Annotated in this window: 12 protein-coding genes; 8 read left to right on the plus strand and 4 right to left on the minus strand. The window is 50.0% G+C overall.

Going from position 1 to position 12,010, the window contains the following annotated elements; genetic code table 11:
- The first annotated feature begins 1 nt into the window (after position 1).
- From SU32_RS08060 to SU32_RS08075, 4 genes are all read left to right on the plus strand, one after another.
- Positions 2-1,336, plus strand: coding sequence for an NAD(P)/FAD-dependent oxidoreductase (locus tag SU32_RS08060; RefSeq protein ID WP_053998900.1), 1,335 nt, complete (start codon positions 2-4; stop codon positions 1,334-1,336).
- A gap of 9 nt (positions 1,337-1,345) precedes the next feature.
- Positions 1,346-2,182 carry a DUF1365 domain-containing protein gene (locus SU32_RS08065; protein WP_053998830.1) on the plus strand — a complete coding sequence of 279 codons (837 nt, stop codon included), beginning with the start codon at positions 1,346-1,348 and terminating at the stop codon, positions 2,180-2,182.
- 62 nt (positions 2,183-2,244) lie between these two features.
- On the plus strand, positions 2,245-3,486 hold the full coding sequence (locus SU32_RS08070; protein WP_245625507.1) for an SAM-dependent methyltransferase: 1,242 nt from the start codon (positions 2,245-2,247) through the stop codon (positions 3,484-3,486).
- 90 nt (positions 3,487-3,576) lie between these two features.
- The gene (locus tag SU32_RS08075; RefSeq protein WP_053998832.1) at positions 3,577-4,905 is read left to right on the plus strand and encodes an MFS transporter; all 1,329 of its coding nucleotides are present in this window, start codon (positions 3,577-3,579) and stop codon (positions 4,903-4,905) included.
- On the opposite strand, the gene SU32_RS08080 is transcribed toward SU32_RS08075, so the two are convergent.
- Positions 4,902-5,738 (minus strand): SDR family NAD(P)-dependent oxidoreductase, encoded by an 837-nt coding sequence (locus SU32_RS08080; protein ID WP_053998833.1) that lies wholly within the window; start codon positions 5,736-5,738, stop codon positions 4,902-4,904. The two genes, SU32_RS08075 and SU32_RS08080, sit on opposite strands and share 4 nt — an antisense overlap.
- 72 nt (positions 5,739-5,810) lie before the next feature.
- On the minus strand, positions 5,811-6,458 hold the full coding sequence (locus SU32_RS08085; RefSeq protein WP_082376567.1) for a cupin domain-containing protein: 648 nt from the start codon (positions 6,456-6,458) through the stop codon (positions 5,811-5,813).
- Between the two features lie 243 nt (positions 6,459-6,701).
- Between SU32_RS08085 and SU32_RS08090 the strand changes: the two genes are divergently transcribed.
- The 3 genes from SU32_RS08090 (at position 6,702) to SU32_RS08100 (ending at position 9,301) form a co-directional block, all read left to right on the plus strand.
- Positions 6,702-7,736: a cysteine synthase A gene (locus SU32_RS08090; RefSeq protein WP_053998835.1), complete on the plus strand. Its 1,035-nt coding sequence runs from the start codon at positions 6,702-6,704 to the stop codon at positions 7,734-7,736.
- A gap of 115 nt (positions 7,737-7,851) precedes the next feature.
- Positions 7,852-8,697 carry a 3-mercaptopyruvate sulfurtransferase gene (sseA, locus tag SU32_RS08095; RefSeq protein WP_053998836.1) on the plus strand — a complete coding sequence of 282 codons (846 nt, stop codon included), beginning with the start codon at positions 7,852-7,854 and terminating at the stop codon, positions 8,695-8,697.
- 1 nt (position 8,698) lies between these two features.
- A complete protein-coding gene (locus SU32_RS08100) occupies positions 8,699-9,301 on the plus strand; it encodes a GNAT family N-acetyltransferase (RefSeq protein ID WP_053998837.1) in 603 nt (200 codons plus the stop codon).
- 102 nt (positions 9,302-9,403) lie between these two features.
- Here SU32_RS08100 and ald read toward each other — a convergent pair whose 3' ends face one another.
- On the minus strand, positions 9,404-10,522 hold the full coding sequence (gene ald / locus SU32_RS08105) for an alanine dehydrogenase (protein ID WP_053998838.1): 1,119 nt from the start codon (positions 10,520-10,522) through the stop codon (positions 9,404-9,406).
- Between the two features lie 139 nt (positions 10,523-10,661).
- On the opposite strand from ald, the gene SU32_RS08110 reads away from it, so the two are divergent.
- Positions 10,662-11,144, plus strand: a complete 483-nt coding sequence (locus SU32_RS08110; RefSeq protein ID WP_053998901.1) for an Lrp/AsnC family transcriptional regulator — start codon at positions 10,662-10,664, stop codon at positions 11,142-11,144.
- 2 nt (positions 11,145-11,146) lie between these two features.
- On the opposite strand, the gene SU32_RS08115 is transcribed toward SU32_RS08110, so the two are convergent.
- Entirely contained in the window at positions 11,147-11,950 is an 804-nt protein-coding gene (locus SU32_RS08115; RefSeq protein WP_160316302.1) for a MipA/OmpV family protein, read from the minus strand.
- Between the last annotated feature and the right edge of the window lie 60 nt (positions 11,951-12,010).

Below are 12,010 nucleotides of genomic sequence, written 5' to 3' on the forward strand. Positions count from 1 at the left end.
TATGAACGCTCCCGCGCCGCGCAAGAAGATTGCAATTATTGGCAGCGGTATCTCCGGCGCAGCAGCAGCTTGGTCTTTAAATTTCACACAAGACGTCACTCTGTTTGAATCAGAAGAGCGCGCCGGCGGGCACACTTGCACGGTTGATGTTGACTATGATGGCACACCAATCTCTGTCGATGTCGGTTTTATTGTATTTAATGAGCGCAATTATCCAAATCTCTGCGCTTTGTTTGATCATCTTGATGTCAAATCTGAGAAAACAAACATGAGCTTCGCACTTTCGCTCAATGGCGGTCAGCGCGAATGGTGCGGCATAAATCTCGGCACTGTCTTTTCGCAAAAAGCAAATATGTTTTCACCGTCCTTCTTATGGATGCTGCGTGAAATCACGCGCTTCAACAAACAATGTTTAAAGGACCGTGACGGCGGCTTTTTGGGCACGATGACTATCGGCCAATATCTGAACAAGAGGAAATTTTCAAAGCGGTTTCAGGATGATTATCTCATTCCCATGGCAGCCGCCATCTGGTCGACCCCGAAGGTCAAAATGCTGGCTTTTCCGGCAATGTCCTTCATCCAGTTTTTTGAAAATCACCGGCTTCTGGAGTTGGAGCCGCCAACATGGCGTACCGTTTCCGGCGGTTCGCGAAACTATCATCAAAAACTGCTGGCCACACTTGGCGATCGGGTCAAACTGAATACACAAATAACGGCGTATAATAAAAGCGATGATGGCAGCGTATTGCTGACCGATCAAAATGGTGAAACTGAGCGCTTTGATGCTGTTGTTTTTGCCTGTCACTCAGATCAGGCGCTGTCCATTCTTGCATCCGGCGACGGGTCTGAGGAAACAAAGAGCGTATTAGCCGACATTAAATACAAGCCTAACCGCGTGATTCTTCACCGCGATCCCACATTCATGCCCAAGCGCAAGAAAGCGTGGGCGGCATGGAATTATATGCGCGAAACAGAAGCCAACGGCGAAGAAAGTGAGATCTGCCTCACCTATTGGATGAACCGTCTACAGAATATCGACTTTGAAAAGCCGCTTTTTGTAACCCTTAATCCGACCCGCGAGCCTGATCCGAGTAAAGTCTTTGGCGAGTGGACTTTTGACCATCCGCAATATGATCAGGCAGCTTTTGACGCGCAAAAACGCATCAGTTTTCTTCAAGGCAATGACAACATCTTTTTTGCCGGTGCCTGGACCGGATTTGGTTTTCACGAGGATGGCCTGCGTTCCGGATTGGAAGCGGCAGAAGCGCTCGGCGGTCATGTGCCTTGGCGCTCCCTTGAACCTGAAGCGCTTCCAATTGTGGTCGCGGCCGAATAGACTGTGGTTATGCATATGTCCAATATGTCTGATCAAGCTTTGTTTCCCCCGCCGGAGAAAGCTGCCATACTTTACCCCGGCAAGGTGATGCATGCGCGCTTGAAACCATTTGGCCACCGCTTCAACTACCGCGTTTTCAATTGCCTGTTTGATTTGGATAAACTCGGTTCCATATCAAAAACGGCAGGTCTGTTTTCCGTCGGACGCTTCAACCTTGTCAGTTTTTATGAGCGCGACCATTTGCCTGAAGGGCAAAAGGGCAGCTTGCGCGACTATGCATCCAATCTGGCCGAAAAAGCAGGACTGAAGCGCCCTCACCGTATTCTTCTATTGGCATATCCGCGCATTTTGGGTTTCGTCTTCAACCCGATAAGTGTGTACTTCTGCTACGATGAAACCAAACATCTGACCGGCGTAATTTATGAGGTTCGCAATACCTTTGGTGAGCGCCACAGCTATGTTTGCAAGGTCGAGAGCGGCCAGCTGACGAAAGCCGGATTGCGGCAGGAACGGACCAAGATTTTCTATGTGTCCCCGTTTATTGATATGGGATTGCGCTATCATTTTCGTATAACGCCACCCGGCGAAAAGGTAAAAATCCGCATCTTTGAAACCGATGGCGCAGACCCGTTTTTGTCGGCAACCTTTATTGGCGACGCCAAACCTTTTACGTCCGCCGCACTTGCCGGCCAAGTTGCGCGCCTGCCCTTTATGACATTGAAAGTGGTCGCCGGCATTCATTGGGAAGCGCTCAAACTCTGGCTGAAGGGCGCAAAATACCGCCCGAGAGGCAATCCGCCAGCCCCTGTCAGCTATCAGGATCGCATAACTGGACCTGCGGAATAATTTGTATAAATTTATAGATAGAAGAAACGAGACAATCTTTGATGTCACACGCGACTAACAGCATGGATGATCTATCAGCCGTTGCAGAGCCGTTAACGGCAGAAAACTTGCGTAATTATGCGCGCGGCTTGCCTGTAAAAGCACGTTTGGCGCTTAAACTGGCGCTGCAACTGCCAAAAGGCACTTTGACAATCCAGATGCCGGATCAACGTGTGGTCAAGATTGAAGGGCGTGAAAAAGGCCCTGATGCCGCGCTTGTGCTTCACAATTGGAATCTGCCCAAACGCGCCTTGAGCGGTGCTACGACCGGTGTTGCAGAAAGCTATATTGACGGTGATTGGCATAGCCCCGACATCACGACTTTCCTGCGCTTGTTTGTTGTTAATGAAGAATGGGGCAACCGTCTTGCCAGCAGCAGCAGGATCATGACGGTTTTGGGCAAAATCCGCCACTGGTTAAACCGCAATACCAAGTCCAAAGCCAAACAGAATATTGCCGCACATTATGATCTCGGCAACAAGTTCTATGCCGCCTGGCTTGACCCGACGATGACATATTCCTCCGCTCTTTATCAGGACGGCGCAAATGATCTGCAATCGGCTCAAACAGCAAAATACCGCGCGCTTGCAAACGCTATCGGCATTACAAAAGATGATCATGTGCTTGAAATCGGCTGCGGTTGGGGCGGATTTGCTGAATTTGCCGCACGCGAAATCGGCTGCAAAATCACAGGGCTTACAATCAGCCGCGAGCAGCTTGATTTTGCCCGCGAACGCATCCGCGCCGCGGATCTTTCGGACAAAGTCACATTCAAGTTTCAGGACTACCGCGACGAGCAAGGTAAATATGATAAAGTTGTCTCAATCGAAATGTTCGAAGCCGTTGGTGAAGCCTATTGGGGCACTTATTTTGAGAAGGTCCACGACGTATTGAAAACAGGCGGCAAGGCCGGCCTGCAAATCATAACAATCAATGAGAACAGCTTTCCTTTTTACCGCGAACATCCCGACTTCATTCAGCGCTATGTTTTTCCCGGTGGTATGTTGCCGCCGCCTTCAATGCTAGACCAGCTTCCTGTTGAAATGGGGTTGAAAAAGCAAAGCGAGCGTATCTTTGCGCGTGATTATGCGCGCACTCTGGCCGAATGGCGTGAACGTTTTTGGCAAAGCTGGGACATTCTCAAAACAATGGGGTTCGATGACCGCTTTAAGCGGCTTTGGGAGTTTTATCTTTATTACTGCGAAGCAGGCTTTGAGGAAGAGTTCATTGATGTACGCCAAGTCGTCTATGTGCGCGAAAACTGACAGGCTCGCCTTGGCAATACATGTTGAATCACTTTCCCAGCAAACATCTGTAACCGCCTGTATTGACTCACCAATTGAAAGCAGCAGGCTTTGACAAAAAACATTTCAAAATTAAAGCTCGCATGCATAATCATTTACGCTTTACCGGCGATGCCGCTCGCGGCGCTCACCTTGCCGCTTTATATTCTGGTCCCGACATTTTATTCGGAAACACTGGGCCTGTCTTTGGCCGCTGTCGGCACAGCGCTTTTATGTGTACGCATCATTGATGCCATAAACGATCCGCTCATCGGCTATGGCGCCGATAAATTGCGAACCGGCTTTGGCCGCCGCCGGACATTTTTTGCAATCTCCTTGCCGGTCACAGCCTTTGCCGCATTCATGATTTTCTGGCCGCCTATCGATGCGACAATCTGGTATTTGGGCTTTTGGGGTGCCGTTTTGTCGTTTGGCTACACTGCTTGCCTTATACCGTTTTACGCATGGGGTGCGGAAATGGCGGGCGATTATGAAAAACGCACGACCATTACCGGATGGCGCGAGGCGCTGACACTGATTGGCACCCTCATTGCAATCGCACTGCCCTTCGCAATCGGGACAGACAATGCCGGTGAATTTCATGGGCTGGCTTTACTTGGAGTCGTCATCGCGCTTGCGCTGCCAATTCTGGGCGCACTGACAATCTGGAAAGTGCCGGAGCCGCGCGAATATACCAAACAGGCAGTCAGTTTTGCAGATGGTTTCCGCCACCTTCAGAATAACAAACCGTTTTTACGGTTGATCACGGCGTTTTTCGTCAATGGACTTGCAAACGGCATCCCAGCAACGCTTTTCCTCTATTTCGTTTCCGATTATCTCGGCACGCCGGAAATGCGTGGGCCATTGCTATTTTTGTATTTCTTGTGCGGTGTTTTGGGTGTGCCTTTGGCAACATTCATCGCCAAACGCACGTCAAAACACCGTGCTTGGGGTTACGGCATGTTGGCGGCAACACTCATATTTGCGTTCACACCGCTTTTATCACAGGGCGATGTCGTTGCTTTCGCCGTCATATGCGCGCTGACAGGGCTGCTGGTAGGCTTTGACCTGTCGCTACCCGCTTCCATTCAGGCTGATGTGATTGACATTGACACAGCCGCATCGGGAGAACAGCGCTCCGGCACCTATTTTGCAGCTTGGAGCTTATCGACAAAATTATCTTTGGCGCTTGCTGTGGGCTTTGCATTTCCCCTGCTCGGCCTGTTCGGTTTTCAACCGGAAACCAATAACGAGCAAAGCAGTTTAGCGCTGGACGCGCTGGCAATAATCTATGCGTGGGTACCGGCGATACTCAAATTGGGCGCGGTTGCACTGGTGTGGAATTTCCCTCTCAATGCGGAAATACAGCGCGAATTGCGCGACAAAATTGAAAACCCTTAAGCCTTTCGCTGAACCTTGGCTTCAGCCGTATCACCGAACTTCAAAGGCCTGTCTTTCCAATCGGTTGCGCGTTTCATTTGCCAGAAATAAACAGGATGCGGCAGCATACGCAGAATTTTTAGCAGATACGTAAACCGTCGCGGAAATGTAATTTCAAAACCGCCATTCTCAAATCCGTCAATCATGCGCCTAACGGCCTTTTCAACCGGCATCAAAGCGGGCATATCGAATTTATTCTTTTCAGTAAGCGGCGTATCAATAAAGCCCGGATTAACAACTTGAATTCGAATATTCATTTTATCGAAGTCAAACTTCAACGACTCCGCCATATTGTTCACGGCCGCTTTTGACGCGCCATAGGCGGCAGCCGCAGGCAGGCCGGAGTAGCCGGACACCGATGCGACAAGAGCCACCTGCCCTTTGCCATGGACTTTCATTTTTTCAACAACCGGCACCAGACCATTCAACATGCCGAAAATATTGATCTCATATGTCTTGCGGAAAGCATCAATATCCAGCGCTTCGCCCGCTGTCGGCCAATAATTACCGGCGTTAAATACCGCCAGTCGAACCGGACCGTGTGATGATTCAATCTCTTCCACGGCAACCGCCATACTGTCGCGGTCCGTGACATCGCAGGGCAAAGCGTGAAAACTGCCTTTAAACGCAGCCGCCTCTGCTTCCATCTCTTTCAGCTTGTCTTCACTGCGCGCACTGCCGACAACCACATATCCTTCGCGGACCATTTGGAGCGCAAGTTCTCGCCCGATGCCGCCACTGGCCCCTGTAATCCATACAACGCCGCCGCCTGTCGATATCTGATAAAGATCCATTGTTTCTTTCCGTTATAAGTGTTCCCCACACTACGCGCGGAACGCCTCATCGGTTCCAACTATCGCAAACACTCAATATGCGCCCAAAATATCGCCGATACGTTGTTTGAAAGACCCGCTTAGCCTTTGCGGACCATCTGTAACGGCAAATCCGATGCATGGCGCGCTCATGTCCGCCGTTGGCCTGTGCTCAACATTTTCATCTGCAATCGAAATGTCGCCCCGCGCAAAAACGCCGCGCTCATCGGTAAATGCGCCCTGCAAGATCAGGGAAAGCTCTTTGCCTTCATGTTTGTGCATAGGCACAGTGCGCCCCGGTCTGATCCAGAACAAGGAAACTTCACAGCCATCGACAGTGCCCAGATCAAACTCTTTAAAGCCCGGTAATTTTGTCTTCCAGGGAATGTCATTGACGCTGAATCCGGTAAAACCGACCAGCGCAGACGGCATTACATCACACTGTGTGGATGTCTCGCCCTGACCCGACCCATCCTCATCGCTTTTGAATATTTGCGCCAGTGTTTCATCGCGCTTTGAAACAGCCACCGGCGACAACTCTTCAAGGTCGTTGCCTGCCGCCGCCTCCAGCGCTCGCACCAGAGACCGGTGCTGACCGGACAACTCCAATTGAGATGCCATCATGACATGCAAAGGCAGAGGCAGGCTGCCCGCCACATAGCCTGAAATCAGCGCATCCAGATTATCAAATTTTATTGTCATTCGCGCTCCGTTCAGCATGAATGTTTAGTGATGGATTTTTACCCACGGTCACACAGTCCAATGATTATTTTCTGATCATGTTACGTGTTAAAAACCAAATCGGATCAATATGAGGTCAAAATTCTAAAATCTCTCTGGCAGAGCAAATAATTATCACCTTCAGTTGTTTATCTAACCAAAACTGACTTGCCCGACTGCGCTCCCAACCTTAACTTGCAAGTCAAACAATAAAAGGATTGCGGTATGCACAGTTCAGTCATCGACCTCATTGGCAACACGCCACTTGTACGTCTGAAACGCGCGTCAGAAGAAACCGGATGCGATATTTACGGCAAATGTGAATTTCTCAATCCCGGCCAGTCGGTTAAGGACCGTGCCGCTCTGTTCATCATTCGCGATGCGGAGAAAAAAGGACTTTTAAAACCCGGCGGCGTTATCGTTGAAGGAACCGCAGGCAATACCGGCATAGGCATGACGTTGGTTGCCAAAGCACTGGGCTATCGCACCGTTATTGTTATTCCTGAAACACAAAGTCAGGAGAAAAAAGACGCATTGCGCCTGATGGGCGCCGAACTGGTCGAAGTACCGGCCAAGCCTTACAAAAATCCGAATAATTACATCAAAGTGTCAGCAAGACTGGCCGATGAATTGGCAAAAACGGAACCGAATGGTGCCATTTGGGCAAACCAGTTTGACAATGTCGTCAATCGCCAAGCCCACGTTGAAACAACCGGACCGGAAATTTTGCGCGATCTTGACGGCAAAATTGACGGCTTTATTTGCGCCTGTGGTTCGGGCGGTACACTGGTTGGAACGGCTGAGGCACTGCGGGCCGGTAATGCTGATGTGAAAATCGGGCTTGTCGACCCGATGGGCGCAGCGCTTTATGCCTATTATACAGAAGGTGAGTTAAAATCCGAAGGTGGCTCAATTTCCGAAGGCATAGGCCAAGGCCGCATCACTGAGAACCTTGCAGGGTTCAAACCGGATTTTGTCTATCGCGCCGATGATAAAGAAGGATTGGAAATCATTTTCAACCTAGCAGAAGAAGAAGGCATGGTCATGGGCCTTTCGACCGGCATAAATATCGCCGGTGCCATGAAGCTGGCCAAAGACTTGGGACCGGGAAAAACGATTGTCACAATGCTGTGTGACTATGGCAACCGCTACCAGTCCAAAATCTATAATCCAGAGTTTTTGCGCTCAAAAGATTTGCCGATACCGGCATGGATGGAGTCAAAAGTTGATATTACAGTGCCTTATGAAGATGAGTCCTGAGATTTGATAACCGTCGGATATTTGCAGCAACCGCAATTTGCTGCAATATTCTAATAGGCTGGAGACGTATGATAAGCGCTTCAGCTTAAACTAACGCAATGCGAGATATTGCTTCATGACACAAAGTCCGTTCATCGTATCGGCCGACTGGCTCGAAGAGCATCTGGAAGATGATGATATCGCCATCATTGACGGATCTTGGTATTTGCCTGCCCAGAACCGCAACGCCGAGGCGGAATATAATGAGGCCCATATAAGCGGCGCTGTCTTTTTTGATCATGAGCGCATCGTGGATGCAGCAAGCGACTTACCGCATACACTTCCCTCGCCTGAAGTCTTTTCTAAATTTGCTGGCGAAATGGGGCTTACACGACAAAAGACGATCATTGTTTATGACGGTCCCGGCATATTCACCGCGCCGCGCGTTTGGTGGATCCTGCGCCATTTTGGAGCCGAAAACGTATTCGTGCTGGATGGCGGTATAGATAACTGGAAAGCGGAAAAGCGTCCGGTCACAAACAAAAAAACGGTTGTAGAGCCAGCCAATTTTGACTGCCAAACCGCAGCCGATAACGTGGTTACATTTGATAATATGCAGACCATCGTTGAAAACCAGAACTGCCAGATCGCGGATGCGCGCGGCGCAGGCCGTTTTAATGGCAGTGAAGCCGAACCGCGTGCTGGCATGCGCTCCGGTCACATGCCCGGCGCAATCAACATCCCCTTCAATCGTCTGTCCCAAAACGGCTATCTGAAAAACATTGAAGAGCTGCGAAAAACTCTGACTGAAGCCGGACTGGATTTGTCCAAACCCGTAGTCACAACATGTGGCTCCGGCGTTACCGCAGCAGTAATCAATCTCGCATTGGCATCAGTCGATGCAGCAGATACGCGCCTATATGACGGATCATGGGCTGAATGGGGCGCAAAGCCAGATACAGCGATTGTGACCGGAGACTAAAATGAATTGGTTTGGCCCAAGTGTTAAATTTGAAAAACACACCAAAACCTTAAGCACAACAGTCACTTATCTGGAAATGTTCGAGCGGCCGGACAATCATGTGCAACGCCCGGCAAACATCAATGCCGCATTGCTTGTCGCCAAAGACATGCCGCTCCATTTTTATCGCTACCTATATTTCAATGTCGGCATTCATTGGAACTGGGAAATGCGTCTCAGACTGAAAGATGATGAACTTGCACGCGCAATTCATGATCCCAACGTTGAAATTACAGTGCTCTATCTGGATGGTGCGCCTGCCGGTTTTTATGAGGTCAACCGCAATGGCATTGATGTCAATGATTTGGCCTATTTTGGCATGATGCCGCATGGCGCAGGCCGCGGTTTGGGCCGTTGGTTCCTATCAAGCGCGATTGATGCGTGCTGGTCAGGCAAGCCGTCTCGCATTACGGTTAACACCTGTACGCTGGACCACCCTGCCGCATTGCCTCTTTACCAGAAAATGGGTTTCAAACCCTATCGCCAATCAGAAGGTTATGTGCGCCCCCTAAGCCGTAGTGAATGTGCCAATTTGGCGGTACAAAACGGTATCACAGGCGCTTAGCTACGGGGCAAATATTCCCTTTTCCAACACAGCCCATTTAAACGCAAAACGCCGGATCAAATCAATGATCCGGCGTTTGCGTCAATCGCAACAACTGGGGATTTACGCGACTTTAAGAACAGATTCCGGTGCTGACATCTCATAGCCAAGCGCTTCAGCAACGGCAGCATTGGTGATTTTGCCTTTGTGCACGTTAAGACCATTACGCAGATGGTGGTCTTCCAGAATTGCATTCAGACCTTTGTCAGCAAGCATAACGCCGTAATGCAGCGTTGCATTGTTCAGCGCATGGGCAGAAGTCACAGACACAGCGCCCGGCATGTTGGCGACACAATAATGGATCACATCGTCAACAACATAGGTCGGATCAGAATGGGTTGTCGCTTTCGATGTTTCAAAACAACCGCCCTGGTCGATCGCCACATCGCAAAGAACTGAGCCTTTTTTCATGCCGGAAAGCATATCGCGTGTCACCAGCTTAGGGGCAGCAGCGCCTGGAATAAGAACAGCGCCAATCACCGCATCAGCAGCAAAAACTTCCTGCTCCAAAGCATCGATGGAAGAATAGCGTGTTTTCACGCGGCCATTGAAAATATCATCGAGCTGGCGAAGGCGCGGCAATGACCGGTCAAGGATAGTCACATCGGCACCAAGGCCAACGGCCATTTTGGCAGCATGAATACCGACAACACCGCCGCCGATAACGACGACTTTACCCGGTAATACGCCCGGCACACCGCCAAGCAGCACACCGCTGCCGCCATTTGCTTTTTGAAGCGCTGTCGCAGATGCCTGAATTGACAAACGGCCGGCAACTTCTGACATAGGTGCAAGCAATGGCAGGCCGCCGCGATCATCGGTCACGGTTTCATAGGCAATTGCTGTACAACCGCTGTCGATCAAACCTTTAGTTTGCTCCGGGTCTGGCGCAAGGTGCAAATAAGTGTAAAGCAACTGGTCTTCGCGAAGCATCGCCCACTCAACCGGCTGAGGCTCTTTCACTTTCACAATCATGTCTGACTGTTCGAAAACGTCCTTAGCCGTATCGACAATTTTCGCGCCTGCGGCTTTGTAAACGTCATCACCGGCACCAATGCCTGCACCGGCATTTGTTTCCATGATGACATCATGTCCGTGCGCAACATATTCGCGAACAGATCCAGGTGTCAGTCCGACACGGTATTCATGATTTTTAATTTCTTTTGGGCAACCAACGCGCATAACAGTCTCCTCAGCCAGATTATTGTGCAATATTGTGCAAAAAAAATTGCGCAATGTCCTTGCAAATTTGGGTTTGCAAACAAACGAGTTTCAAGCATTATTGCATAAACAGGCACAAAAATGGAAGATTTTTGCACACATGCAACTGGACACGATTGATTACGCGATTTTAAATGCCCTTCAAAAAGATGGCAGGCTCGCCAATGCAAGTCTGGCCGAAAAGGTCGGCCTCTCCGCCTCAGCCTGTTCAAGACGATTGGACACATTGGAAAAAAGCGGCGTTATCCGCGGCTATTATGCGCGCGTGTCAAACAAACAGCTCGGGCACAATCTCACTGCAATTGTCAATTTGTCCCTTTCCGGACAATTTACCAAAACACTCAACGAATTTGAAGCCGCTGTAAAACGCTGCCCCAACATCGTTGTCTGCTATCTGATGAGCGGTGAATATGACTATACGCTGCACGTCGTCGCCAAGGATTTGGCAGATTACGAGCGCATTCACCGGGACTGGCTCACCGCCCTTCCCCATGTTGTAAAGATAAATTCAAGCTTCGCTCTGCGCGAAGTCATAGACCGCCCCAATGTCGGCATAGACGCCGATCTGGCACGGTCTGTTTAAAGTTAGAACTGGTAAATGAAACCCAGACCACCTGAGAACTGGTCATTGGTGATCGAAATCGGGCTGTCAGCCGCATCATTGATCAATCTTGAATAACCGACATTGGCGCGCAGATTAAGCTGTTCCGTTGCCTGATAGCTCGTCGACAGTTTCAGATCTATATTCTTAATCCCCGCATCAGCATCAAAAACCGGCAAGCCGGAAGCGCCATTTTGTGCCGCCGTAACGCTGAACATATGATCCATATAGTCGTCGGAGGCATATGTAGCGCCCGCATACAGATTAACCGTCAAACGTTCGGTAACAGCGGCCTCATACCCGGCGCCGAAACGCGCAAGAAACCCGCTGTCGTCAAGACCGCTCAATTGCTTGGTCGCTGCCGCGTCGACAGAAAACCCGTTGATCGTGTAAGAAGCAAAAGCACCGGCCACAACGCCGCCGTCAACATCGCCAAGACCCGTAAGGTCCGATGAAAGACTTTCTTTGCGACCGAAATTATACCCGACAACGGGGCCGAGATCGAAACCGCCTTTACGGAAAACAGCATAGCGGACATCATCAACGCCGCGAAATGTAAGGCGTGACCGCTCGCCATTACCATCACCGAAGGTAGGATAGATAATTGGAAACGCACTCACGCGGTACTTATCCGAGCCCTCATAGACAGGAGCAATGGAAGCAAAGCCGCCTGCGGCGAGACTGACATTGGAAAACAGGTTGGATTCTTGCGCAACCGCATGACTGATGCCAGCAAATGAGACTGTAAGAATGCCTGCAAATGCAGTGATCATCGCTTTATTCATCATGTTTTCGACCTTCATAGTGCTTAGCACTTATATAAGCTTTAAATCTTAAAATTTTTCACG

This window comes from Ahrensia marina (genome assembly GCF_001293565.1).
Taxonomy (GTDB): Bacteria; Pseudomonadota; Alphaproteobacteria; order Rhizobiales; family Rhizobiaceae; genus Ahrensia; species Ahrensia marina.

Bases quoted from the DNA above. Each gene is read 5' to 3' on its own strand.
- SU32_RS08060 (WP_053998900.1), top strand. From the start codon at position 2: ATGAACGCTCCCGCGCCGCGCAAGAAGATTGCAATTATTGGCAGCGGT.
- SU32_RS08065 (WP_053998830.1), top strand. From the start codon at position 1,346: ATGCATATGTCCAATATGTCTGATCAAGCTTTGTTTCCCCCGCCGGAG.
- SU32_RS08070 (WP_245625507.1), top strand. From the start codon at position 2,245: ATGGATGATCTATCAGCCGTTGCAGAGCCGTTAACGGCAGAAAACTTG.
- SU32_RS08080 (WP_053998833.1), bottom strand. From the start codon at position 5,738: ATGGATCTTTATCAGATATCGACAGGCGGCGGCGTTGTATGGATTACA.
- SU32_RS08085 (WP_082376567.1), bottom strand. From the start codon at position 6,458: ATGACAATAAAATTTGATAATCTGGATGCGCTGATTTCAGGCTATGTG.
- SU32_RS08090 (WP_053998835.1), top strand. From the start codon at position 6,702: ATGCACAGTTCAGTCATCGACCTCATTGGCAACACGCCACTTGTACGT.
- sseA (WP_053998836.1), top strand. From the start codon at position 7,852: ATGACACAAAGTCCGTTCATCGTATCGGCCGACTGGCTCGAAGAGCAT.
- SU32_RS08100 (WP_053998837.1), top strand. From the start codon at position 8,699: ATGAATTGGTTTGGCCCAAGTGTTAAATTTGAAAAACACACCAAAACC.
- ald (WP_053998838.1), bottom strand. From the start codon at position 10,522: ATGCGCGTTGGTTGCCCAAAAGAAATTAAAAATCATGAATACCGTGTC.
- SU32_RS08110 (WP_053998901.1), top strand. From the start codon at position 10,662: ATGCAACTGGACACGATTGATTACGCGATTTTAAATGCCCTTCAAAAA.
- SU32_RS08115 (WP_160316302.1), bottom strand. From the start codon at position 11,950: ATGATGAATAAAGCGATGATCACTGCATTTGCAGGCATTCTTACAGTC.